General features: G+C 56.8%; 14 protein-coding genes and 1 riboswitch. Of the genes, 9 read left to right on the top strand and 5 right to left on the bottom strand.

Going from position 1 to position 25181, the window contains the following annotated elements; all coding sequences use genetic code 11:
* Window position 1 precedes the first annotated feature (1 nt).
* From G006_RS26790 to G006_RS0101350, 9 genes are all read left to right on the top strand, one after another.
* On the top strand, window positions 2–4366 hold the full coding sequence (locus G006_RS26790; RefSeq protein WP_020481366.1) for a response regulator: 4365 nt from the start codon (window positions 2–4) through the stop codon (window positions 4364–4366).
* Between the two features lie 311 nt (window positions 4367–4677).
* A riboswitch (guanidine-I (ykkC/yxkD leader) is annotated at window positions 4678–4778 on the top strand.
* A 63-nt stretch (window positions 4779–4841) separates the two neighbouring features.
* A complete protein-coding gene (locus G006_RS0101385; protein WP_020481365.1) occupies window positions 4842–5837 on the top strand; it encodes an ABC transporter substrate-binding protein in 996 nt (331 codons plus the stop codon).
* 15 nt (window positions 5838–5852) lie between these two features.
* Window positions 5853–6662 carry an ABC transporter permease gene (locus tag G006_RS0101380; RefSeq protein ID WP_020481364.1) on the top strand — a complete coding sequence of 270 codons (810 nt, stop codon included), beginning with the start codon at window positions 5853–5855 and terminating at the stop codon, window positions 6660–6662.
* 5 nt (window positions 6663–6667) lie between these two features.
* The gene (locus tag G006_RS0101375; RefSeq protein ID WP_020481363.1) at window positions 6668–7507 is read left to right on the top strand and encodes an ABC transporter ATP-binding protein; all 840 of its coding nucleotides are present in this window, start codon (window positions 6668–6670) and stop codon (window positions 7505–7507) included.
* Between the two features lie 18 nt (window positions 7508–7525).
* Window positions 7526–8257 carry an urea amidolyase associated protein UAAP1 gene (locus tag G006_RS0101370; RefSeq protein ID WP_020481362.1) on the top strand — a complete coding sequence of 244 codons (732 nt, stop codon included), beginning with the start codon at window positions 7526–7528 and terminating at the stop codon, window positions 8255–8257.
* Between the two features lie 25 nt (window positions 8258–8282).
* Window positions 8283–8921, top strand: coding sequence for an urea amidolyase associated protein UAAP2 (locus tag G006_RS0101365; RefSeq protein WP_020481361.1), 639 nt, complete (start codon window positions 8283–8285; stop codon window positions 8919–8921).
* 69 nt (window positions 8922–8990) lie between these two features.
* On the top strand, window positions 8991–12599 hold the full coding sequence (uca, locus tag G006_RS0101360) for an urea carboxylase (protein WP_020481360.1): 3609 nt from the start codon (window positions 8991–8993) through the stop codon (window positions 12597–12599).
* Window positions 12596–14404 (top strand): allophanate hydrolase, encoded by a 1809-nt coding sequence (gene atzF / locus G006_RS0101355; protein ID WP_020481359.1) that lies wholly within the window; start codon window positions 12596–12598, stop codon window positions 14402–14404. Before uca ends, atzF begins: the two co-directional genes overlap by 4 nt.
* A gap of 120 nt (window positions 14405–14524) precedes the next feature.
* Window positions 14525–15826, top strand: coding sequence for a porin (locus G006_RS0101350; protein ID WP_020481358.1), 1302 nt, complete (start codon window positions 14525–14527; stop codon window positions 15824–15826).
* 168 nt (window positions 15827–15994) lie between these two features.
* Here G006_RS0101350 and G006_RS0101345 read toward each other — a convergent pair whose 3' ends face one another.
* The 5 genes from G006_RS0101345 to G006_RS0101325 form a co-directional block, all read right to left on the bottom strand.
* Entirely contained in the window at window positions 15995–16705 is a 711-nt protein-coding gene (locus tag G006_RS0101345) for a rhomboid family intramembrane serine protease (RefSeq protein WP_020481357.1), read from the bottom strand.
* Window positions 16702–17109, bottom strand: coding sequence for a hypothetical protein (locus G006_RS0101340; protein ID WP_020481356.1), 408 nt, complete (start codon window positions 17107–17109; stop codon window positions 16702–16704). Before G006_RS0101340 ends, G006_RS0101345 begins: the two co-directional genes overlap by 4 nt.
* A gap of 315 nt (window positions 17110–17424) precedes the next feature.
* Window positions 17425–18906, bottom strand: coding sequence for an efflux transporter outer membrane subunit (locus G006_RS0101335; RefSeq protein ID WP_020481355.1), 1482 nt, complete (start codon window positions 18904–18906; stop codon window positions 17425–17427).
* Between the two features lie 10 nt (window positions 18907–18916).
* Window positions 18917–22042, bottom strand: a complete 3126-nt coding sequence (locus G006_RS0101330) for an efflux RND transporter permease subunit (RefSeq protein WP_020481354.1) — start codon at window positions 22040–22042, stop codon at window positions 18917–18919.
* Window positions 22039–25179, bottom strand: a complete 3141-nt coding sequence (locus tag G006_RS0101325) for an MdtB/MuxB family multidrug efflux RND transporter permease subunit (RefSeq protein WP_020481353.1) — start codon at window positions 25177–25179, stop codon at window positions 22039–22041. The genes G006_RS0101330 and G006_RS0101325 overlap by 4 nt, the downstream gene beginning before the upstream one ends.
* Window positions 25180–25181 lie beyond the last annotated feature (2 nt).

The raw sequence follows: 25181 nt of genomic DNA, 5'->3' as shown, positions 1-25181 counted from the left end.
CATGTCCCAGACGAATAACAGCAAACCGAGTATTTTGATCGTCGATGACGTCAATGAAAACCTGCATGCTTTACTGAGCATTCTACGCGAAGACTATGCCATTCTTGCCGCGACCAACGGCGAAAAAGCGCTGGAACTGGCGACACGCGCCCCAGGCCCGGATCTAGTATTGCTGGACATTAAAATGCCGGGCATGGACGGTTACGAAGTGTTGCGGCGGCTGAAGACCGATCCGATGACGGCCGATATTCCGGTGATCTTCGTCACGGCCTTGTCGGAAACCGCTGACGAGGCCGCCGGCCTTAAGTTGGGCGCTGCCGATTACATCACCAAACCGATTAATCCCGACCTGCTGAAACAGCGGATACTGACGCAACTGGAATTGCGCCAATATCGCCGCAAGCCGCTGATGTCCTTAAACGAACAGATGTTGATCAGGGCGGAGCGGCCGGCACTGCTGTTGGTTGACGATATGCCGGAGAATATCCACGAGTTGGCCGAGGCCCTAAAGGAGGAATACCGCATCCGGGTAGCCAACAACGGCCGCAAAGCCGTCGAAATAGTGCTGGGCCCCCATCCGCCCGATGTGGTGCTACTTGACATCCTGATGCCGGAAATGGACGGGTATGAAGTGTGTCGGCGCATCAAGGCAACAGCCGTAGGTAACCGGATACCGGTGTTATTCGTCAGCGTGGTTGATAAAACGGTGGACAAAGTGCGCGGCTTCTCGATTGGTGCCGCCGATTACATTACCAAGCCTTTTGATATTGATGAAGTTCGGGCGCGGATACGCACGCATTTGGAACTTAGCCGCCTGAATCATCATTTCGAGCAGTTGATTGAGCTGCACACCGCCGAGTTGCAACACTTGGACTCCATTGTCTGCCGGTCTCCGGTGGTTGCAATTACCTGGCGCAACACTGAGGATTGGCCGGTGAGTTATGTCAGTGCCAATATCTCGGATTGGGGTTATCGTCCGGAGGATTTGCGCTTGGGCAAAGTGAAGTATCTGGATTTGCTCCCGCCCGAAGACCGGTTTCGGATCGAAGCCGAAGTCGCTGAACATATTGCCCATGGCCCGGACGAATATCATCAGGAATACCGCCTATTGCACGGTGACGGCCATTGGCTCTGGATCGATGAATTTACCCGACTAAGCCGTAACGAACAGGGCGAAGTGGATTCCTTCGATGGCTTGTTGAATAACATCACCGCACGCGTCGAAGCCGAGCAGGCTTTGCGGGAGCGGGAGCATCAATTGCGGGTGATGGGCGATAATCTGCCCGATGGTTATGTGTATCGTTACCAAATCTGGCAGGACGGGCGGGCTGCTCTGCAATACATTAGCGCCGGGGTGGAGAAATTGCACGGGCTGAAACCCGCGCAACTGATCGACGACATCAATCCGTTCTTTGCGCAAATGGCGCCCGAGTCGCTTCAGCAATACCGGGAAGCGGAAGCCGAATGCTTAAGAGAATTAAAAGTCTACAAAGGCAGCGTGTTGTTCAATCCGCCCGGCGGCCGCCAGCGCTGGATTGCTTTTCAGTCCAGCCCAAAACAGCAAGCCGATGGCAGCGTGGTTTGGGATGGTGTTGGTGTTGATGTCACTCAGCGTATAGAGAACGAACAAAAGCTGATTTTACAGGCCCGGCGTGCGCAAGCTTTGTTGGAACTGCCAAAGGCATCGGAAGACTTAAACGAAATGGAATTCATGCAGCGGGGTATGGTTCTGGCGGAGGATCTGACCTCTAGCCAGCTGGCTTTTGTGTACTTCATCAATGTTGACGAAGACAGTATGGAGCTGGTGGCTCAATCCCATGGCACTCCGGAATCAAAGGGCCACAGGTTCGCAGAGAAGCGCATTGCTCTGGCTCAGGCCGGTATCTTGGCCGAGTCTGTCAGAAGCCGCGAACCGGCGGTTTTCAATGATTACCCGGTCCATCTCCCTAAAGAGGTTGTCGTAAAAGCCGATACTGAACCCTCTCCCCTCGGGAGAGGGCAGGGTGAGGGTATGCAAATCAATGCTTTATCTTATACTATCCCCCTCACCCCAACCCTCTCCGGCGAGGAGAGGGGGCTTTTACGACAGCCTCCTGAAGATGGTTTTTCTGAAACGCAACCCGAACTGCGTCGCCTGATTACCGTGCCGGTAATCGAGAATGGCAAAGTGCTGATGTTAACCGGTGTAGGGAACAGATCGAGCGAGTATACGGGGCTGGATGTCGAAACGGTTCAACTGATAGCCAATGCCCTCTGGCGCATCGTCCAACGCAAGCGTGTCGAGAAAAAGGCCGCCCGTTTCAGCCAGGTGTTGGCCCGCTCCACCAATGAAATTCATATTTTCGATAGCCGAACACTGCGGTTTATTGATGTTAACCAGGGCGGGCGGGACAATCTTGGTTATTCAAGCCAAGAGCTCGAAGGGATGACGCCGTTGGATATCACACCCGAGTTAACCTTGGAAGCGTTTGAACTGTTGTGCGCGCCGCTGCGTGCGGGCAGCAAGAGTCGCTGCGATTTTTCAACCATCCATCGACGTAAAGACGGTAGCGAGTATCCGGTTGAAGTTCATCTGGAATTAATCGATGATCAACCTCCGTTATTTGTGGCCATCATCAACGATTTGACGGAAACTCGGCAGATGCAGGACCGCATCGTACAATTATCGCGGTACGACCCGGTCACCGGTTTGCCGAATCAATTTTTCTTCGAAGACCTGTTGTCGTCAGCCATCGCGCAAGCCGAGCATCAGCATCACGATATTGCGGTTTTGCGTTTGGATATTGAAAATTTCCACATGATCGATGATACCTACGGTTACGAAATTGGCGACCAAACCTTGAAAATCATTGCCAATCGTTTGGTTAAGGCCGCAGGTAGCGAAGGCCTTGTCACCCGCATGGCCAAGGATAATTTCAATATTGCCTGTTCGGACATCAACGGCCCCTCGGCAGCCGAACAACTCGCTGAAACGGTGAGAGCGGCGGTCACGGAAGCAGTGGTTTTAGCCCAGCACGAAATCCATCTGGAAGCCAAGATCGGGATCAGTTTTTATCCCTCGGACGCTAAATCGGCCAGCGAATTGGTGCAGCGCGCCGGGATAGCTTTAAATCACGCCAAAGCCGATAAAGCGTCTGGCTTTCGTTTCTTCAAACAGGACATGAATGAGCTGTTACTGACCAGAATTGCGCTGACCAACGACATGCGCCACGCGGTCGAGCGCGAACAATTTGAGCTTCATTACCAGCCTCAGGTCGATCTTACCAGCGGAAAAGTCATTGGCCTGGAAGCCTTGGTGCGCTGGAATCACCCGCGTGAAGGATTTTTGCCGCCGAATAAATTTATCCCCTTGGCGGAAGAGTCCGGCTTGATCGTGCCCTTGGGAGATTGGATTATCAAGCGGGCCGTATCGCAAACCAAGGAATGGCGCGATGCCGGCCTAATCCCTGAGGGGTTTACCGTTGCTGTCAATGTCTCCGCCATACAAATGCAGGCGGGTGGCTTGGTCGATTTGCTAAAGCAGTTATTCGCTGACACCGATTTGCCGGCCCATTATATTGAATTGGAACTTACCGAAAGCTTGTTGATGACGAATGTAGCCGAGACCCTGACGCTGCTGAAACAGCTGAAGGATCTCAGTATCCATCTGTCGATTGACGATTTCGGCACCGGCTATTCTTCGCTTTCCTACCTCAAACAATTCTCGGTGGACAAGCTCAAGATAGATAAAAGCTTTATCGACAATGTCATCACCGATGCCAACGATGCGGTGATTGTGCAAGCCACCATCGCGATGGCGCACAGCATGGGCCTGGCCGTCATAGCGGAAGGGGTGGAAACCCAGGGGCAAACCACTTACCTGAGAAGGCTGCGCTGTGATCAGCTACAGGGCTATTATTTCAGCCGGCCCTTGCCCAGCGCTGAGATTCGGCAGTTATTGCAGGCCGGAACTATACTGCGTTTCCCCTCGGATGAACAAAAACCGCAGGTGCTTATCGTGGATGACGAACCCTATATCATGTCGGCGCTGAAGCGCTGCTTGTGGCGGGATGATTATGAAATTTTGACGGCCGGCAGTGGTGGAGAAGCACTAGAGTTATTGGCCAATCATCCTGTCATGGTGATTATTTGCGATCAACGCATGCCCGATATGACCGGTACGGAGTTTTTGTCGCGCGTTAAAATCATGCACCCGCGAACGGTACGAATGATTATTTCCGGCTATGCCGACCTAAACACTATTACCGAGGCTGTTAACAAAGGCGAAATATACAAATTCCACAACAAGCCTTGGGACGACGATGAATTACGGAATGACGTTCGGGAAGGCATCGAGCGTTACTATGCCTCTGAAAAAAACAGGTAATTGTAACGGCTTGCAATTGGTCGATTGTGTCATCGGGCAAAGGGAAATATGGCAGCTTTAAAGGTCAAGGTTTTTGTTTAAAAGAGGGCATTTCGCAAACCAGCCAAGATCCAAATAAGCTACTTTAATCAGAATCTTGTGCACCAATTTAGATCTAATTTTGTCTGTGATTGCACCACTAAAACGCAAAAGTTTGATTTTGCAATCGGTATGATTTTGTATATAATTGATTTATATGCAGAGTTAAGTATGGCATATTGCTTGCTGTATAGTTTTACAACACGTGAGGCGCGATCATAAAAGCGCCTTATCAAAATGGTGACTAGGGTTCCGGTTCGATTTCGAACGTCAGCGACCGAGAGTTGCCGGCTTCTTTCGGGGAGCTACACGGCGGGATAAAAGCCCGGGAGGTCAGACGGTTTAACAAACCGGTCCGCCTCTACGTGTAGCTTTTTCAACCCGACCGGAGCTACTCATGACATCTACTTTCTCCCACTGCCTGTCCCGATTAATTGCGCTTGTCCTCGCTGCGGCGTTGTTTTGCTTATCTAAACCGGCTTTCGCCGAGGTAAAGGTCGGCGTCAGCGATTGGCCCGGCTGGGTGGCCTGGTACGTCGCCGAGAAGAACGGCTATTTCAAAAAATACGGTGCCAAAGTCAAACTGGTTTGGTTTGCCAATTACACCGACTCGATCTCGGCCCTATCGGCCGGCCAACTCGATGCCAACTGCCAGACCTGGTCCGACACGATGGCGCCGCTCAGCAAGAACGTGCCGATCAAAGCCATTTTGGTCAACGACAATTCCGACGGCAACGACGCCTTGATGGTCAATCCGGGCATCAAAAGCTTCGCCGACCTGAAAGGCAAAACCATCGCTCTCGAGCAATATTCGATATCCCACTTCGTGCTTGCCACGGCGCTGAGCAAGAACGGCCTAACATTCAACGATATTAAAACCGTAAACCTGTCGGCCGGCGACGCGGCGGCGGCGTTTCTGAGCGGTCGGGTCGACGCGACCGTGGTGTGGAATCCTTGGGTCAACAATATCCAAACCAGCGGCAAAGGTTCTGCCTTGTTCACTTCCAAAGACATGCCCGGTTTGATCCCGGACTTATTGGTAGCAAGGGTTAAAGCCATCGAAACCCACCGTGCCGAACTGGTCGGCATGATCAAGGCTTGGCAGGATACGCAACGCTTTATCCGCGAGCAGCCCGACCAAGCCGTCGCGATCATGGCCAAAGTGGTCGGCATGAAACCGGACGCCTACAAAGTGTTTCTGCCGGGCACCCGCTTCTTTACTCTCGAAGACAATCTCAAAGCCATGGCCGTCGCAACCGAATCGTCCTCCTTGGCCGCTGTCGGTCCGACCATTGCCGGCTTTCTGAAAGACAATCGCCTGATCGAATCCGTGCCCGATTTAGCCGCTGGCTTTGACGCCTCGTTGGTGACCGAAGCGCTCGCCGTTCATTAGCTCCAGGTGGCAACTATGACTGGCAATTTGAATCCGCGCCGACCATTGTGGGCGATACGCGGCAGTTTGGAACGGCGCGCGCATTGGCTGATTGCAATGAGCGGTTTACTGTCGGTGCTGCTCGGTTGGTGGTGGGTCTCCGCCGGCGGCGCGATAGACCCGGTGTTCCTGCCGACGCCGCCTTTGGTGTTGGACAGTGCCTGGGAATGGCTGCGCGACGGCGATTTGCTCGGCGACATCGCCATCAGCGTTTATCGGGTCGTGGCCGGGTTTCTATTGTCGGCAGTGCTGGCCTTGCCCTTGGGCGTACTGGTGGGCACTTATGCGCCGGTCAAGGCCCTGTTTGAACCGTTGACCGACTTCATCCGCTATATGCCGGCGGCAGCCTTCATCCCGTTGGTGATGCTGTGGGTCGGTATCGACGAGGGCGCCAAGATCGCGATTATTTTCATCGGCACCTTTTTTCAAATGCTGTTGATGATCGCCGAGGACGTGCGGCGGGTGCCGATGGAACAAATCGAAGCGGCGCAAACCATGGGCGCCGACCGCGACGAAATCGTGATGCGGGTGATCATGCCGTCGGCCAAACCGGCGATTCTCGATACCTTGCGGGTGACGATGGGCTGGGCCTGGACCTATCTGGTGGTAGCCGAGTTGGTGGCGGCCAATTCCGGCTTGGGCTTTGCCGTGCTCAAGGCGCAACGCTTTTTACAGACCGACAAAATCTTCGCCGGCATCATTCTGATTGGGTTATTCGGCCTGGCTACCGACCAATGCTTCCGCTGGGCGCATCGCCGCAGCTTCCCTTGGCTGTACCGGAGATAGCGCCGATGACGACTCCCATCATTCAAATCCGCAACTTGCAAAAACGCTTTGCCGCCAACGGCGCGGATATCGTCGCCTTGCAGGATGCCGATCTCGACATTGCGCCCGGCGAGTTCGTCACGCTGGTCGGCGCGTCCGGCTGCGGCAAATCGACCTTGCTGCGCATCGTTGGCGGCCTGGAGCCGGCCAGCGGCGGTAGCGTCAACGTCGACGGTTTGCCTATCGCCGGCCCCGGCATTGACCGGGCCATGGTATTCCAGCATTACAGCCTGTATCCGTGGTTGAGCGTGACCGACAACATCAAGTTCTGTCGGCAATTAAAAGTGCATCGGGACGTATCGACGCTGGGCGATGTTGAATCAGCCGAAGGCCGGGCCGACGCCTTGATCCGCTTGATGGGTCTGAGCCACGTCGCCGACGCCTATCCGAATCAACTGTCCGGCGGCATGCAGCAGCGGGTGGCCATTGCCCGGGCCTTGATGGCTCGGCCGCGCATCTTGTTGATGGACGAGCCGTTCGGCGCATTGGACGCCCAGACCCGCGAAGTGATGCACGATCTGATTCTGCACGTATCCATCCTGGAAAAAACCACGGTGCTGTTCGTCACCCACGACGTGGAAGAAGCGATTTATCTGGCCCACCGGGTGGTGTTGATGGCCCCCCGGCCGGGACGCATCGCCGCGATACACCAGGTACCGTTGCCGGACCACCGTGACCAGGACATGAAACAGAATCCGGACTTCATTGCCTTGAAAAAACAGATTTTGGCCGGTATTCGCGAGACTTCCGGCATGCAAACCAATTACGAACTACTCGAGCGTCTGGGGCAGAGCCCGGCGCTATAACCGATTCAGGAGACCACGATGAGCTTAGCCTCGATAAATAACGAAGACCTGCTGTGGAGCGAAAATCTGCCGGCCGGCGCCCATACCTCGTTCCGGATGCGGCGCGGCAACCGCTTGCGTTTTACCGACAGCGAAGGCGGCGCCAATCTGGCGGCCTTGTTTATCAATGACGACGAACGCACTGAACGCTACAACATGGCCGACACGCTGAAGGCCCAACATACCTTTCATCTGAGCGAAGGCTTTGTCTGCTATTCGGACATGGGCCGGGTGTTGTGCTCGATTACCGCCGATACGCTGGGCTGGCACGACACGGTGTGCGGTGTATCCGACGCCGCGCAAGTGCTGGCCAAATACGGCACGGCCAGTTACCAAAGCCATCGCAATACCATGTATCGCAACGGCCGCGACAGCTTATTGATCGAATTGGAAAAGTGGGGCTTGGGCAAGCGCGACCTGGTCGCCAACGTCAACTTCTTCAGCAAGATCGCGGCCGACGACGATGGCAATTTGCAATATCAAGTTGGACATTCCGCCCCAGGCAACCAAGTAGAGCTGCGCTTTGAACTGAACACGCTGGTGCTGCTCAGCACCTGCCCGCATCCACTGGACCCGAATCCGCATTACCAGCCCAAATCGGTAAAGCTCGAGGCTTACCGTGGCGATTTGCCGGACCAGGACGATAAATGTCGCAATTTCCGCCCGGAAAACAGCCGCGGCTTTACCAATACCGAACGCTATTTCCTGTAATCACCGATTTTACGAGAACCAACCTATGCCCATCGTCGAAAGCACGCTCGACCCGAGCACCGCACTTTACGATTACACCTTGCCGGCCGGCGAACCCTGGCTATATACCATCAAACAAGGCCAGACCTTCCGCATCTTGGATCTGGAAGGCAACCAAGCCGTCGACACCTTGTTTTACAGCGCCGCCGACCATGAAGAACGCTACAGCGCCACCGACACGATACGCCACCAAGGTAATTTGTACCTGAGTGCCGGCACCAAGCTGATGTCCGGCGAGGGTAACGTGCTGCTGACCATCGTGGCCGACACCTGTGGTCGCCACGATACCTTAGGCGGCGCTTGTGCCGCCGAGAGCAACAGCGTGCGCTATGCCCTGGATAAGAAGCACATGCACAGTTGCCGCGACAGCTTTTTGTTGGCCATCGGCCACGCCGACTGCGGGCTGGCCAAGCGCGACATCGCCAGCAATATCAATTTTTTCATGAACGTGCCGGTCACGGCAGACGGTCAATTGACCTTTGCCGACGGCATTTCCGCGCCGGGTAAATACGTGGAAATGCGGGCCGAGATGGACGTCATCGCGCTGATTTCCAACTGCCCGCAACTGAATAATCCGTGCAACGCCTACAACCCGACGCCGGTGCGCCTGCTGATCTGGGATTGACCCGTAATCCGCGCCGGGACGACCCGGCGTTGGCAAAGCAAGGCGGGACGGCCCGCCAGAAGAGGATTCATGTTTAACAAGGTATTGATCGCCAATCGCGGCGAAATCGCCTGCCGCATCATTCGGACCTTAAAGCAATTGGGGGTCGCCAGCGTCGCGGTGTATTCCGAAGCCGACGCCCACGCCCGCCACGTGCAGGATGCCGACGAAGCGGTTTGCGTCGGCGGCGCGGCGGCGGCCGACAGCTATTTGCGCAGCGAACGGATTCTGGCAGCGGCGCTGGCCACCGGCGCCCAGGCCATCCATCCCGGCTACGGCTTTCTGAGCGAAAATGCCGAATTTGCCGAACAATGCGCGGCGGCCGGTATCGTCTTCATCGGCCCGACCCCGGAGCAATTGCGGCGTTTCGGCTTGAAGCATACCGCTCGCGAGATCGCCAAAACCTGCGGAGTACCGTTACTGCCGGGCACAGGCTTGCTGGCGGATATCGCCCAGGCCTTGCAAGCGGCGGCCGACATCGGCTATCCGTTGATGCTGAAAAGCACTGCCGGCGGCGGCGGTATCGGCATGCGCTTGTGCCGCAACGATACCGAACTGAGCGAGGCGTTTGCCGTAGTGCAGCGCTTGAGTGCGGCCAATTTCAAGGACAGTGGCCTGTATCTGGAAAAATTCATCGAACGCGCCCGCCATATCGAGGTGCAGATATTCGGCGACGGCGCGGGCCGGGTGATCCATTTAGGCGAGCGCGATTGTTCGGTACAGCGCCGCAACCAGAAAGTGATCGAGGAAACCCCGGCGCCAGGCATCAGCGAGGCGACGCGCGCGGCACTCTATCGCCATGCCCTGGCACTGGGCGAGGCGGTGGCTTACCGTTCGGCCGGTACGGTCGAATTCGTCTACGACCAGGACAGCGGCGAGTTTTATTTCCTGGAGGTCAACACCCGGCTGCAAGTCGAACACGGTGTCACCGAACAAGTCACCGGCACCGATCTGGTGGCATGGATGCTGCGTTTGGCGGCTGGCGATTCCGTATTTCTGGATCAATACCGGCACGCGCCGCAGGGCTGGTCGATGCAAGTTCGGGTCTACGCCGAAGACCCGAACAAAAACTTCCAACCGTCGGCCGGCCTGTTGACCGATTGCCGGTTTCCGGCCGCAGTCAGGATCGACCATTGGCTGGAAAACGGCTTGGAAGTCACGCCGCATTACGATCCGTTGCTGGCCAAGGTCATCGTCCACGCCGCCGACCGCGAACAGGCGTTGGCGGAGATGCACGCCGCACTGGCCAACACCCGTTTGGCCGGTATAGAAACCAATCTGGCCTATTTACGGCAGATCGTCGCCGACGACGTGTTTCGCAGCGGCCGGCAGATCACGGCTTATCTAGCCGGACTGACTTATCGTCCGCGCACCTTGGATGTGCTGGAAGCCGGCACCCAAAGCATGATCCAGGACTATCCGGGCCGCCTGGGTTATTGGGACGTAGGCGTACCGCCGTCCGGGCCGATGGATATGCTGGCCTTTCGTTTAGGGAACCGGATTTTGGGCAACCCGGAACACGCGGCCGGTCTGGAAATGGCGATCAACGGTCCCTGCCTGCGCTTCAATTTCGCCACCCGCATCGTTTTGACCGGCGCGGCGATGCAAGCCGAGTTGAACGGCGAATCGGTGGCATTCTGGCAAGCCATTCAAGTGTCCGCCGGCGACGTATTGAAACTGGGTACTATTGCCGGCCAGGGTTGCCGAACTTATCTGGCGCTCCAAGGCGGCTTCGACGTGCCGGAATATCTGGGCAGCCGCGCCACGTTTACCTTGGGCCAGTTCGGCGGCCACGGCGGCCGGGTGCTGCGGGTCGGCGACGTGTTGCCGATTGCGGCGGAAATCGGTTTGACTGAGGAAGTCGTACCGAATCCAAGCGCGCTCCCCAGCTACGCCGAGCATTGGCACATCGGTGTGCTGTACGGGCCGCACGGCGCGCCGGACTTTTTTACCGATGCGGACATCGCCGAATTCTTCGCGACCGATTGGGAAGTGCATTACAACTCCAACCGTACCGGCATTCGCCTGATCGGCCCGAAACCGCGCTGGGCGCGTAGCGACGGTGGCGAGGCCGGCCTGCACCCGTCCAACATCCACGACAACGCCTACGCAATAGGCGCGGTGGATTTTACCGGCGACATGCCGGTGATACTCGGTCCGGACGGTCCCAGTCTGGGCGGCTTTGTCTGTCCGGCTACGGTGGTCGCGGCGGAATTGTGGAAACTGGGCCAACTGAAGCCAGGTAATACCGTGCGCTTTATCCGCTTGAACCGCGAACAGGCTGCACATCTGGATGCCGAGGTCGAACGGGTCATAGCCAATCCTGCCGATGCGGCTTTGCCCGAATTGCCAGCGGAAACGGATGCCCAGGAAAGCTGCATCGTCGCCCAGCTGCCGGCCTCTGGCGAGCGGGTAGCCGTCACCTACCGCCAAGCCGGCGACCGCAACCTACTGGTCGAATACGGGCCATTGATTTTGGACCTGAATCTGCGCTTTAGGGTGCACGCCTTGATGACTTGGCTGCAACAGCGCGGCATTCCCGGCATTGTTGACCTGACGCCGGGCATACGTTCCTTGCAAGTGCATTATGATCGAAGCTTGGAGCTGGACGAACTGATGCGGATTCTGGCGCAGGCCGAAGCCGAATTGCCCGGCATCGAAGACATGGAAGTGCCGACCCGCATCGTCCACCTGCCGCTGTCCTGGGACGATCCGTCCACGCAATTGGCTATCGAAAAATACATGCAGTCGGTGCGCAAGGATGCGCCGTGGTGTCCGAGCAATATCGAATTCATCCGCCGCATCAACGGACTGGACAGCATCGAACAGGTCAAGGAGATCCTGTTCAACGCCAGCTACCTGGTGATGGGTTTGGGCGACGTCTATCTCGGCGCACCGGTGGCAACCCCGATCGATCCGCGCCACCGACTGGTGACGACCAAATACAACCCGGCTCGAACCTGGACCCCGGAGAATGCAGTCGGCATCGGCGGCGCTTACCTGTGCGTCTACGGCATGGAAGGCCCGGGCGGCTATCAGTTTGTCGGCCGCACCGTGCCGATGTGGAATCGCTACCGGCAAACCGCCGATTTTCGCGACGGCAAGCCGTGGTTGCTGCGCTTTTTCGACCAAATTCGGTTTTATCCGGTATCCGCCGAGGAATTGCTGCGTTACCGGCAAGATGTGCTCAGCGGCAAGCTCAAGCTGGATATTCGCGAGGAAACCTTCAGCTTACGCCAATACAACGACTTTCTACGCGAACACGCCGGGGAGATCGCCGAATGCAAAAGCCGCCAACAGGCTGCCTTCGACGCCGAACGCGAACGCTGGGAGCAAGCCGGCCAGGTTTATGCCGACGACCAGACCGTCGCGGCGGCGGCCATCGATACCGAACTAGACTTGCCGCCCGGCGCCCGGGCCGTGGCCAGCCATATCGCCGGCAATGTCTGGCAGGTATTGGTTCAGGCCGGCGATAGCGTCAGGAAAGGCGACGCCTTGGTGGTGGTCGAATCGATGAAAATGGAGTTTCCGGTGCCGGCGCCGGAAGACGGCACGGTCTGGAAAGTATTTTGCAACGAAGGCGCCCAGATCAGCGCCGGCCAAGATTTGCTGGTGCTGCAGGCCGGGGAGGACGCATGACGGCTTGGACCGAATTGCCCGAGGTACTGAGCATCGCCGGCCTCAGCCAAGCTTACCGGGATGGAGAATTGACGCCGGCGGCATTGGTGGACATGCTCTGGCAACGCCTGGAATCCGCACCGGCGCGCGGCGTCTGGATCAGCCGTTTATCGCTACCGCAGATGCGAGCTTATGCTGCGGCGTTGGCGGATAAATCGGCGGAGGACTTGCCCTTGTATGGGATTCCGTTTGCGATCAAAGACAACATCGATCTGGCCGGTCTGCCCACTACCGCAGGCTGTCCGGCTTACGCCTACCAGCCGCAGCAATCGGCTTTTGTGGTGCGGCAATTGTTCGCCGCCGGTGCGATTCCGGTCGGCAAGACCAATCTGGACCAGTTCGCGACCGGTTTGGTCGGTACCCGCTCGCCGTATGGTGTGTGCCGCAACAGTTTCGATCCGGCTTACATCGCCGGCGGCTCCAGCTCGGGTTCGGCGGTCGCGGTGGCGACGGGGTTGGCCAGCTTTGCACTGGGCACCGACACCGCCGGTTCCGGCCGGGTACCGGCGGCGTTCAATAATCTGGTCGGCGTCAAGCCGACGCGGGGCTTGTTAAGCACGTCCGGCGTGGTGCCGGCTTGCCGCAGCCTGGATTGCGTATCGATCTTCACGTTGACGGCCGCCGACGCGGAACGGGTAATACGGGTCGCCAACGTTTACGACGATGCGGATGCTTACAACCGTCCCGATCAACCCTTGCCTGTGCCGCCAGGCTTCGCCGGCTGCTTCCGTTTCGGTGTACCTAAGCCGGAGCAACTGCAATTTTTCGGCGACGCTGCTGCCAGCGCATTATTCGCCGAGGCGGTTGCGGAACTGGTCGGGCAAGGCGGTAGCGCGATCGAAGTCGACATTCAAGCTTTGTTGGACGCCGCCAGCCTGCTTTACGCCGGGCCTTGGCTGGCCGAGCGCTATTTGGTTGCCGGCGAGCTGTTGCAAAACTCCCCGGAAGCGCTATTCCCGGTTACCCGCGCCATTTTGGCCAACGGCGCGGACTTGTCGGCGGCCGATGCCTGGCAAGCATTTTACCGGTTGCAGGAATTGAAGGTGCGAAGCGATGCGATCTGGAGGCAAATCGATGTACTGGTCACGCCGACCACCGGCACCATCTACCGGATCGCGGCAGTCGAAGACAATCCGCTCGAATTGAACAGTCGATTAGGCTATTACACCAATTTCATGAACCTGCTCGACTTCAGCGCCATCGCGCTGCCGGCCGGTTTTCGCGCCAATGGCCTGCCGTTCGGCATCACCTTGTGCGCGCCGGCCTTTGCCGACCGGGCCTTGCTGGCTTTGGCGAAACGGCGCGAGCAATTGGCGCCGCATGCGCTGGGCGTCTCCCAAACCTTAAGCGCCGAATATCCAGACGCGAGCACTGATGACTCGTCCGGCTTCGTGCGGGTCGCGGTATGCGGCGCGCATCTGTCCGGCCTGCAGCTAAACCATCTGTTGACCGGCCGCGGCGGCGTCTTGTTGCAACGCACGCACACCGCGCCGACCTACCGGCTATATGCGTTGCCGGACGGCAAGCGGCCCGGTATGGTGCGCGCCGAACCCGGCGCGGCAATTGCGGTCGAGGTGTGGGCCTTACCGGTCAGCCGTTACGGCGAATTCGTCGCCGAAATACCGCCGCCGTTGGGTATAGGCAGCGTGCAATTGCAGGACGGCACTAGCGTGCAGGGCTTCGTCTGCGAAACCGCCGCCGTGGGCGAGGCACTGGACATTACCGATTACGGCGGCTGGCGCGCCTATCTTGCCCGTCCCGACTAAACGGCTGCCGGCCGCGATCTGACTTTCCGCAACCTTAGCAATTTAAGCCGGATTTTCCGGCTGGCGGGCGCGCTTGCGTCCGAAAAACTTCGACGATTCATTTTTCGACAGGAGAACACCATGCCACACTCATCTTTACGAATCCGCGAATGGCTGTACGCCGCACCGTTATTGTTGGCGATGTCGCCATTGCCGGCCGAGGAACGCGCCGGTTTGTTAAATGGCTTATCCATGATCAACGATTTGCCCTGGATGAAAGCAGCCGGCTTGCGCGTCCACAGTTGGGCAGACGCCGGTATCGTTTACAACGCCAACGACCCCGGCGACGGTTACAACGGCACCGTGGTGTTTGCCGACCGGGCCAACGAATTCAATTTGCACCAGTTCGGCGGCGAATTGATCCGCGACGTCGATACCGGCGGCGACCATTGGGACGTCGGCGGCAAACTGACGCTGATGTACGGCAGCGACGCCCGTTTTAATACTATCAATCCCTACGGCGGCGGCCATTGGGATAACCGCTTGATCGGTTCCGACGAGCGTTTCTACAAACTGGCGATCCCAAATGCCTATTTGGATATTTTTACGCCTATAGGCAAGGGCCTGACCACGCGTATCGGCCGGTTTTATACGATCATGGGTTACGAAACCGGTTTGTCGCCGGACAATTTTTTCTACACTCACCCCTATACCTTCCAGTACGGCGAGCCGTTTACCCATTTCGGCATGACCACCACCTATCCGGTCCATCAAAATCTGAGCGTGACACTGGGCGCGGTGACAGGCGGCCACACCAAACTAAACGGTGTACTGGACGGCAACGGCGCCTGGGACGGTTTCGACAAAAACATGGAAAACTGGAATTTCCTGGGCGGCGCAACCTGGACCAGCGACGATGCAGCAACCTCGTTTACCGCGACGCTGATTACCGGCGACGTCAACAGCAACAACAATCTACGCGAATTTCAGCGCCAGACCGGTATCAATAAACGCGATAACCGCACCTTTTACAGTCTGGTATTCCAGCACAACTTCGCCGAACGCTGGCATTACGTGTTGCAGCACGACCACGGTATCGAACAACAACATCCCTTGAACAATTTCGCCGACGCCGAATGGTACGGCATCCATTCTCAACTGAAATACGATGTCACCGATACGGTGGGCGTGGGTCTGCGCGGCGAATGGTTTAGGGATGACGACGGCGTTCGGGTTGGCCAAATGTGCCCGAGTTGCGCGGTACTGGCAACTGGGCCTGCCAACTACTATGCGGCGACAGTCGGCCTAAACTGGAAACCGGCGAAATGGTTGATGTTTAGACCTGAAGCCCGCTACGACTGGTCGCAAGGCGTCGATGCTTACGACGAACGCAATAAGGACAGCCAATTTATATTTGGTGCCGATGTGGTTGTTACCTTTTAGGGGCTGTTGCCGTTTTTCACTAATCAAACGATGCCACGACGGTTGTTTACGGACGAATACCGGAATAAATTCAAAGCCATCCTGTTATTAACCCGGCCCTTAAATACCGTTCGCCCTGGGCTTAGGTGAGCTCAGTCCGAACGGAATGCCCGAGATAAATAGGGCCGGTCAATAGTTTGGCCAAGGCTTGTCGGCCGTTTTTCTAGGTCTGAAACGGCAGTAAACGATAGCCCCCAGCGCACCCAGGGCATGACCGTAATGATCGATTTTAAATTGCAGTTGACCGTTTGCTTTATATTCCATGCTGTTTCCGAAGGACAAAACCACCAAAAACACGCCACAGATAAGTACCGCATACAGCCACTCTTTGATGCTCAGACCCTCCTGGTCGGTGAAGTAAGCGGCAGCTAAACCGAATACGCCGCCGGAAATACCGCAGATCGCAATAGGCTCGGCATAGAACAGGATTGAGGGGATAGAGGACAAGCCGGCTACCAGCAACACCATTAAAAATCGGCCCGAGCCGACTTGCCGTTCATACGCCGCAGCGATGCCCAGGCCGGCTACATTGGTCAGCACATGCGGAAAGTTAATGTGGATGAATAAATGCGTGATGGCTTGCAGCGGCCATAAAATCGCCGCTGCCGAAATATTGTTCAATGCAAATAAACGATAAAGCCGCTGATCGATCTCATTAAAGCCAAAGTCGCTGGTAACTAGAAAAATACTAAAAAGCAACAAACCGGAAAACAACGCCGCTTTAATTTGCTTAAAGTTTTCCAAGAAAGTCAGCGGGGCGTCTTTCAGGCTGCTCGGCGATGGTCTGTAAAACAGCAGCAGCGCGGTATAGGCTGCCGTCACAATAAAAAACAAGATCATTTAACGACGGCAATATTGCGTTCGATATGCTGTTGCGTGGCTTCGTCAAGCTTGGCTACTTTTTCCACGCCTTTTAGCTGCGCTTTAATGTAGATATTTCGGCCGTTATTAAATGTAAATTTCATCGGCCTTTGCAGCATGCCCTTGCCGATTTTGACGGTGGCAATCTCGTTGAAGGCAAAAAAGTCGTCGCTTGCAAATTTCCCCAATAAGTTTAAACGGTGAAAATGGATGCCTTTTTGAGTAACGGCAATAAAATATTGCTTCATGCTCAATACAGCCAGGGGGCCGATGATAAAAAACAACCAAAGTTTGAAAGGTTGCTGGGCGATGAAAAATCCGACTAGAGAATCTCCCGGCATTAAATTTTTCAGAATATGCGCCTTCGCCGCTTCTTTGTTCATTAAGATTCCTTATGGTCAATTATTTAATAGTGGCGTGAATACAATTGATGCCCGCCTTGGCCGGTTGTTGAAAGCTTAACGGCTAAACCGAACTGCCGATAAATGTAGACCAACCACGAAGGGTGTCAACGGATGGGGGTGTTTGGATTAAGGTGGTGCGGGGGGATAAGCAGGTTTTTATCCCCCTTTAGAATTAATTTGTTGAGTCGGCAGGCAGAGATTTACCAAGCAAAACAGCGTTTGTAGCTTTACCCCACCATTGTTGTAACTGTAAGTAGTGTGCAATGGTGGCCTTGCGTCTGATCTTCCCTGCGATTATTCCACCAGCGGCAAAATCAAATAATCCGTCCATTTCCGGTCGCCGTCGGCTTCGTCTTCGGTCGGCACCAGGGTTTCATTCCATCCTCCCCCAAGAGCTTTTACCAGCATCACAGAAGCCGACAAACGTTGCCCCAACAATTGCGTAGCAGTTTGTTGATTGGCTAGAGCGGCGGTTTGTGCAGTCATCACGTTTATATAACTCACGGTACCAGCCTGGTACTGGTTATTGGTCAGCGCCAAGGCCTGTTTGGCCGCCGCCACGGCTTTGTCCTGCACCTGAGTTTCTTCCTCCAGTATCCGCAATGCGGCCAGGTTGTCTTCCACTTCCTGAAAGCCGGTAAGTACCGTTTGTCGATATCCGGCGACAGTAGCATCGTAGGCGTCTATCGCCTGTTTATACTGCGCGTTTTTGGCCCCGCCATCGAATAAGGTTAAGGCCAGTCCGGCCGGCCCCAAGGACCAATAACGCCGTGCCATCGTAAACAAGGTATCGGCGGTCGGCGATTGAAAACCGTTGGTCGAGGCCAGATTCAGCGTCGGAAAATAAGCGGCTTTAGCAACGCCGATCTGCGCATTCGCAGCGGCAATTTTGCGTTCGGCGGCAGCGATGTCCGGGCGGCGCTCCAGCAGTTCAGACGGTAGGCTGACCGGAATGCCCGGCGGCTGTGCGTCCAGAGGCGCGGGTGCCAACGCCAGTTCCGCCGGCGATTTGCCTATCAGCACCGCGATAGCATGTTCCAGCTTGGCTCGTTGTACGCCAAGATCGATAGACTGGGCGCGCACGGTTTCCAGTTGAGTTTCTGCTTGCACCACATCGGCCTTGGCCACCACGCCCACCGCATAGCGGTTTTTGGTAATTTCCAGGGTTTTTGTAAAAGCCGTCACTGTTTCATCCAATAAGGCTTTTTGGGCGTCCAGTGTTTTCATTTGAAAATAACTGTCCGCCAAAGCAGATTGGCTGGACAAAATCAGGGCATGCAAAGTCGCGGCGCTGGCCTGCGCATTGCTGGTGTTTGCTTCCACCTGGCGGCGTACGCTACCCCATAAATCCGGTTCCCAGGCCACGCCGACCGCCTGGCCGAACAGGTTGCGCACCCCGCCCACCGCGACGTTCTGGCCGGTGGCGGCGCGGAAGCGGTTGAAGGTGCCGGTCAGCGTCGCCACCGGCAGCAAGGAGGATTGCACAGACTGCACCAGATGCTGGGCTTGCCGGTATTGGGCTTCGGCCTGGATGATGGACTGGTTGGCGGCGGCGACCTGTTCTTCCAGTTCGTTCAGTTTGGGGTCGTTAAAAATTTCCCACCATTTGCCGGGCAAGCCGGTATCGCGCGGCTGGGCCTGTTTCCAGCCTTTCACTTCTTTAAACTCTTCGGATACATTGGCTTGCGGACGGACATAATCCGGGCCTACCGTACAGGCAGCCAATGGCAAAGTCAGTAAGGAAGCAAGCAACGGTGGGTTAATTCTTAAACGCATGACTATCGGTTTAGATGGAATGTGGCGCTGGTCTGGCGGCGCGGTTGGAAAAACGGCCGTGCAACCACAGCCGGAACCGGTCGAGGTACAAATAAACGACCGGCGTCGTGTACAAAGTCAACAGCTGGCTGAAAATCAGGCCGCCGACGATGGAAATCCCCAAGGGCTGGCGCAATTCCGCGCCGTAACCACTGCCCAAAGCCAGCGGCAGGGCGCCGAACAGCGCGGCCAGGGTAGTCATCAGGATCGGTCTGAAGCGCAACATGCAGGCCTGAAAGATCGCTTCCCGCGAATCCAAACCGCGCTCGCGCTCAGCCAGCAGTGCAAAGTCTATCATCATGATCGCATTTTTCTTGACGATGCCGATCAGCAAAATCACCCCGATCAGCGCAATGATGCTGAACTCCTTTTCGCAAGCCATCAAGGCCAGCAAGGCGCCGACGCCGGCCGAGGGCAGGGTGGACAGAATCGTCAACGGATGTATCAGGCTTTCGTACAACACGCCCAGCACGATGTAAATACTGATCAGCGCGGCCAAAACCAGCCAGGGCTGGCTGCGCAAGGCTTCCTGAAACGCCTTGCCGGAACCTTGAAAACTGCCGGTAATGGCGGCCGGCAGGCCGATGTCGCGCAACGCTTGATTTATTGCAACATCGGCAGTGGACATCGATATGCCGGGTTTTAAATTAAACGACAATTCGGTCACCGCAAACTGGCCTTGGTGATGCACCGATAGCGGCGCATTGCTCGGCGCAAAGCCGGCCAGCGCCGACAGCGGCACTTGCTTGGGCTGCGCCGGCGTACCGTCGGTTCCGGTTCGTCCGGGCGCGCTGATATACAGTTGTTTCAGACTATCCGGTGATTGCCAGTACTGCGGCGCCAGTTCCATCACCACCCGGTATTGATTCAACGGATTGTAAATCACCGACACCTGACGTTGCCCGAAGGCACTGTTCAGGCTATTGTCGATCAAGGCCTGGCTGACGCCGTAACGCGCGGCCAGATCGCGGTTGACGGTCAGGCCGATTTGTTCGCCCTTGTCCTGCTGGCTGGTGCTGACGTCGCTCAATTCCGGCAGCCGGGCCAGGGCGGCTTGTACCTTGGGGGTCCATTCCCGCAATAGATTCAGATCGTCGGCCTGTAGTGTGTAATCCAGCATGCCAAACGACATGCGTCCACCTATCCGCAGTTCCTGGGCCGGAAACATATGCAAACTGGCGCCGGGAACCCGGCCCGCCGCCTTGCGCAAGCGTTCCATCACCACTTCGACGCCGTCGCGGTGTTCGTGCGGAATCAAGGTAACGAAAATCCGCGCGCTGTTACTACTTTGCGAACTGCCGGCAAAGCCGGCGACATTGGCGACTGCCGGGTCTTTTTGCAATATCTCGGAGATTTGCGCGAATTGCTTTTGCAGGGTTTGGAACGAGGTGTTTTGATCGGTCTGAATCTCGCCGAGCAAGCGGCCACCGTCTTGGGTCGGGAAAAAACCTTTGTCGATTGCGCCGTATAAGTAAATGTTTAAAGCGATGGTTGCCAGCAATAAGCTCAGCATAATGCGGCCGTGGCGCAAGGCCCAGCTCAGGCTGATCCGGTAGATGTTTTGTATCCAATCGAAAGCTGCGCCTATGCCGTGATAGACGGGGCCATGTTCCTTGGATTCCTTACCCAGCCAGCGCGCGCAGAGCATGGGGGTGGTAGTTAGCGAGATCACCAGCGAGACCAGCACCGCTGCCGACAAGGTCACTGCAAACTCCCGAAACAGCCTACCCGGCACGCCGCCCATCAACAAAATTGGCAGGAACACCGCTACCAGCGACACGCTCATCGCCAATACGGTGAAGCCCACTTCTTTGGCTGCCAATAGCGCCGCGCGGAATGGCACCACGCCTTCTTCGATATGCCGGTTGGTGTTTTCCACCACCACAATCGCATCGTCCACCACAAAACCGGTGGAAATGGTCAAGGCCATCAATGTCAGGTTGTTGATACTGAAGCCGCAGAAGTACATCACCGCACATGAGCCCAGCAGGGAGGCCGGTACCGCGACGATGGGTACCGCCGCCGAGCGCGGATTGCGCAGGAACACCAGCACCACCAGAATCACCAACGCCACCGCAACGAACAAGCCGTGCTCGACTTCTGTAATGGATGCACGGATGGATAAGGATCTATCCACAACCACCGAAAGTTCGATATTGCTGGGCAAGGCCGCCCGCAACTGTGGCAGCACGGCCAATACCTGATCGACGGTTTGAATGACGTTGGCCAAGGGTTGCTTGCGGATGATCAACAGCACCGAAGGTTTGCCGTTCTTTGAGCCGGTATTGCGCAAATCCTCCACCGAGTCGACCGCTTCGCCCAAGTCGGCAATCGTCACCGGCGCACCGTTACGATACGCGACGATCAGCGGTAGATATTCCTCGGCCTTGCGGGCTTGGTCGTTGGCTTGAATCTGCCAGCGGGTATTGGCATTTTCTATTACACCCTTGGGCCGAGTGACGTTGGTTTGGGCGATGGTGTTGCGCACATCTTCCAAGCCAATGCCGTATTTGCTCAGCGCGTTGGGGTTCAGTTCCACACGCACCGCCGGCAGCGCCGCGCCGCCGATCTGTACCTGGCCGATGCCGGGGATTTGCGAAATTTTTTGTAGCAAAATCGTCGAGGCGGAGTCGTACATCTGGCCACGCGTGAAACTGTCCGAGGTCAGTGCCAGAATAAGTATTGGAGAATCCGACGGATTGTCGCGCCGATAACTGGGCCGGTTGGGCATAGTGCTGGGCAGCATGCTGGCGGCGGCGTTGATTGCGGCCTGCACGTCGCGGCAGGCGCCGTCGATGTCGCGGTTTAAATCAAATTGCAATGTAATCTGCGTAGAGCCTTGGGAACTGCTGGAGGTCATTTCCGTAACCCCGGCGATCCGACCCAGTGCGCGTTCCAGCGGCGTGGCGACCGTCGCAGCCATCGTCTCGGCGCTGGCGCCGGGTATCTGCGCCTGCACCGATACGGTCGGAAAGTCCACTTGCGGCAGCGAGGAAATAGGCAGATTCAAAAACGCCAGCACGCCGCATAAGGCAATGGCTATGGTCAATAAGGTAGTGGCGACCGGGCGGCGGATGAATAATTCGGACAGGTTCATGGTTGGCTTGGGTCCTCTGCTGCTTGTTCCACTTGATTCAGCCCCAGACCGGCGTTAACCCGCCGCGCCAACCTGTCCATGGCCAGATAAATTACCGGCGTGGTGTACAGCGTCAACAATTGGCTAAGCAGTAAGCCGCCGACCATCGTGATACCCAGCGGATGGCGCAACTCGGAGCCGACGCCGCTACCCAACATCAACGGTAGCGCACCCAATAGCGCAGCCAAGGTGGTCATCAGAATCGGCCGAAAGCGTAACAAACAAGCCTGAAAAATGGCTTGCTCGGGCGGCAGATGTTGCTTGCGTTCCGCTTCCAGCGCAAAGTCTATCATCATGATCGCGTTCTTTTTGACGATGCCGATCAACAAAATAATGCCGATGATGCCGATGATGCCCAGGTCGCCGCCGGAGACTTGCAGCGCTAGCAACGCGCCTACGCCGGCCGAGGGCAGGGTGGACAGAATCGTGATGGGGTGAATGTAACTTTCATAGAGTACGCCCAGCACGATGTAGACCGTGACGATGGCCGCCAGAATCAGCCACAGGGTATTGCCCAGCGAGGCCTTGAAGGCTTGCGCGGCGCCCTGGTATTCGCTGCGGATGGCTAAGGGCAATTCGATCTCGGTTTTGGCGGCATCGACGGCGGCCACCGCATCGCCCAACGCATAACCGGGGGCCAGATTGAACGAGACGGTCGTCACTGGGAACTGGTCCAGATGGCTGATTGCTAGCGTGGTCGGCCGTTCCGACAGTTCGGCGATGGCCGACAACGGCACTTGCGTGCCATTGGTGGAAGGTATGCGTAATTCGTTTAAGGCTTGCGGACCGGTCTGCTCTGTGGGATCGACTTCCAATACCACCCGATACTGATTGGCCTGGGTGAAAATGGTCGAGACCAGGCGTTGACCGTAGGCACTGTATAAGGCGTTGTCCACAGCTGCGGTACTGACACCCAGCCGGCTGGCGGTGGCGCGGTCGATCTTCACGAACACCTGGCGGCCCTGGTCTTGCACGTCGCTGACTACATCGGCAAATTCCGGCCGACCTTCCAAGGCGTTTACCAGCTTGCCGGTCCAGCGGTTCAAATCGTCGATGTCGGCGCCTTCCAGGGTAAATTGGTATTGGGTGCGGCTGACCCGGTTTTCCATCGTTAAATCCTGCACCGGTTGCAGGTATAACACGCTGCCGGGCGATTCCGCCAAACGGGTTTTCAAGCGGGCGATAATCTCGTTAGCCGATGGCCGTTGCTCGTGCGGCTTTAAGTTGATCAAAAACCGGCCGCTATTGGGCGTGGCGTTGACGCCATCGACGCCGATGAATGAGGACAGGCTGTCCACGGCTGGATCTTCCAATATCAGCTTGGCCAGTTTTTGCTGTTGCTCGGCCATGGCTGGAAACGACACGTGTTGCGGCGCTTCGGAAAAGCCCTGAATGATGCCGGTGTCCTGGCTGGGGAAAAAGCCTTTCGGTATCCAGACGTACATCGCCGCGGTTAATGCCACGGTGACGAAAAACACCAGCAAGGTCGCCGCTTGCCGTTGCATTACCCAACTTAGGCTGCGGCCGTAGGTCTTGATCAACCGGCCGAACCAGTCGTCGCCGATTTCGTCTTCGCTATGGTTGCCGGTGCCGGGGCGCAGCAGTTTGGCGCACATCATCGGCGTCAGGGTCAACGACACCACCGCTGAAATCAAGATCGCTACCGCCAGCGTAATCGCAAATTCCCTAAACAGCCGGCCTACAACATCGGACATGAACAGCAGCGGAATCAATACCGCCACCAGCGAAAAAGTCAGCGAGATAATGGTAAAGCCGATCTGCGCGGAGCCTTTCAAAGCCGCTTGCAAGGGTGTTTCGCCGCGCTCGATATAGCGGGAGATGTTTTCGATCACCACGATGGCATCGTCCACCACGAAGCCGGTGGCGATGGTCAACGCCATCAGGGTTAAATTGTTGATGCTGAAATCGGCCAGATACATCGCCGCAAAGGTGCCCACTAAAGACAGCGGCACCGCAACCCCGGGGATGATGGTGGCTGGGATATTGCGCAGAAACAGGAAGATCACCATTACTACCAGCGCCACGGCCAGCAATAGCTCGAATTGCACATCGTGCACCGAGGCGCGAATGGTTACGGTACGGTCGGTTAAGGGCGTGACTTCTATGCCGGGCGGCAGCGAGGCTTGCAGTTTGGGCAGCAATTCCTGAATCCTATCCACCACCTCGATCACATTGGCGCCGGGTTGGCGCTGGATGTTGACGATGACGGCTGCATTGTCGTTGGCCCAGGCGGCTAGGCGCACGTTCTCGGCGCCGTCCACAACTTCGGCGACGTCCGCCAGTTTGACCGGCGCGGCGTTTTTGTAAGCCACCACCAGCTCGCGGTATTCGGCTGGCGAACGCAATTGATCGTTGCTGTCTATCGTCGCGGCGCGAGTTGGGCCGTTGATTGAGCCTTTGGGTTGATTGACGTTGGCGGCGGCAATCGCGCTGCGCACATCTTCCAGACTGATGCCGTAGGCCGCGAGTGCTTTGTGATTGGCCTGAATGCGCACCGCCGGCCTTTGCCCGCCGCTGATGCTGACCATGCCGACGCCGGGCAATTGGGCGATTTTTTGCGCCAGCCGGGTATCGACCAGATCCTCTACCTTAAATAAGGGCAGCGATTTGGCGCTGACCGCCAGTGTCATAATTGGCGTATCGGCCGGGTTGACCTTGCTGTAAATCGGCGCTTGCGGTAAATCGTCGGGTAAAAAGTTGGCGGCGGCGTTGATGGCGGCTTGCACGGTTTGCTCGGCAACGTCCAGGTCCAAGTGCAAGTTAAACTGCAAGGTAATCACCGACGCGCCGCCGGAGCTGGTGGAACTCATTTGCGTCAAGCCGGGCATCTGCCCGAACTGCCGTTCCAACGGCGCAGTGACGATGGAGGTCATCACTTCCGGGCTGGCGCCGGGATACAGGGTGGTGACCTGGATGGTTGGATAATCGACCTGCGGCAGCGCCGAGACCGGTAACAGCCGATAGGCCAGTATGCCGACCAACAACAATGCCACCATCAACAAGGAGGTGGCTACCGGCCGTAGGATGAATAGGTGCGAAGGATTGAAGCCGGCCTTGCCCGGATCGCTAAGACTCATGA

Origin of the sequence: Methylomonas sp. MK1 (assembly GCF_000365425.1) — a bacterium.
In the GTDB taxonomy this organism is placed as follows: domain Bacteria; phylum Pseudomonadota; class Gammaproteobacteria; order Methylococcales; family Methylomonadaceae; genus Methylomonas.
This window is presented reverse-complemented; position numbering and strand designations above follow the sequence as displayed.

Excerpts from the sequence above, each read along its gene's own strand:
- G006_RS26790 (WP_020481366.1), top strand. The coding sequence starts at position 2 with ATGTCCCAGACGAATAACAGCAAACCGAGTATTTTGATCGTCGATGAC.
- G006_RS0101385 (WP_020481365.1), top strand. The coding sequence starts at position 4,842 with ATGACATCTACTTTCTCCCACTGCCTGTCCCGATTAATTGCGCTTGTC.
- G006_RS0101380 (WP_020481364.1), top strand. The coding sequence starts at position 5,853 with ATGACTGGCAATTTGAATCCGCGCCGACCATTGTGGGCGATACGCGGC.
- G006_RS0101375 (WP_020481363.1), top strand. The coding sequence starts at position 6,668 with ATGACGACTCCCATCATTCAAATCCGCAACTTGCAAAAACGCTTTGCC.
- G006_RS0101370 (WP_020481362.1), top strand. The coding sequence starts at position 7,526 with ATGAGCTTAGCCTCGATAAATAACGAAGACCTGCTGTGGAGCGAAAAT.
- G006_RS0101365 (WP_020481361.1), top strand. The coding sequence starts at position 8,283 with ATGCCCATCGTCGAAAGCACGCTCGACCCGAGCACCGCACTTTACGAT.
- uca (WP_020481360.1), top strand. The coding sequence starts at position 8,991 with ATGTTTAACAAGGTATTGATCGCCAATCGCGGCGAAATCGCCTGCCGC.
- atzF (WP_020481359.1), top strand. The coding sequence starts at position 12,596 with ATGACGGCTTGGACCGAATTGCCCGAGGTACTGAGCATCGCCGGCCTC.
- G006_RS0101350 (WP_020481358.1), top strand. The coding sequence starts at position 14,525 with ATGCCACACTCATCTTTACGAATCCGCGAATGGCTGTACGCCGCACCG.
- G006_RS0101345 (WP_020481357.1), bottom strand. The coding sequence starts at position 16,705 with ATGATCTTGTTTTTTATTGTGACGGCAGCCTATACCGCGCTGCTGCTG.
- G006_RS0101340 (WP_020481356.1), bottom strand. The coding sequence starts at position 17,109 with ATGAACAAAGAAGCGGCGAAGGCGCATATTCTGAAAAATTTAATGCCG.
- G006_RS0101335 (WP_020481355.1), bottom strand. The coding sequence starts at position 18,906 with ATGCGTTTAAGAATTAACCCACCGTTGCTTGCTTCCTTACTGACTTTG.
- G006_RS0101330 (WP_020481354.1), bottom strand. The coding sequence starts at position 22,042 with ATGAACCTGTCCGAATTATTCATCCGCCGCCCGGTCGCCACTACCTTA.
- G006_RS0101325 (WP_020481353.1), bottom strand. The coding sequence starts at position 25,179 with ATGAGTCTTAGCGATCCGGGCAAGGCCGGCTTCAATCCTTCGCACCTA.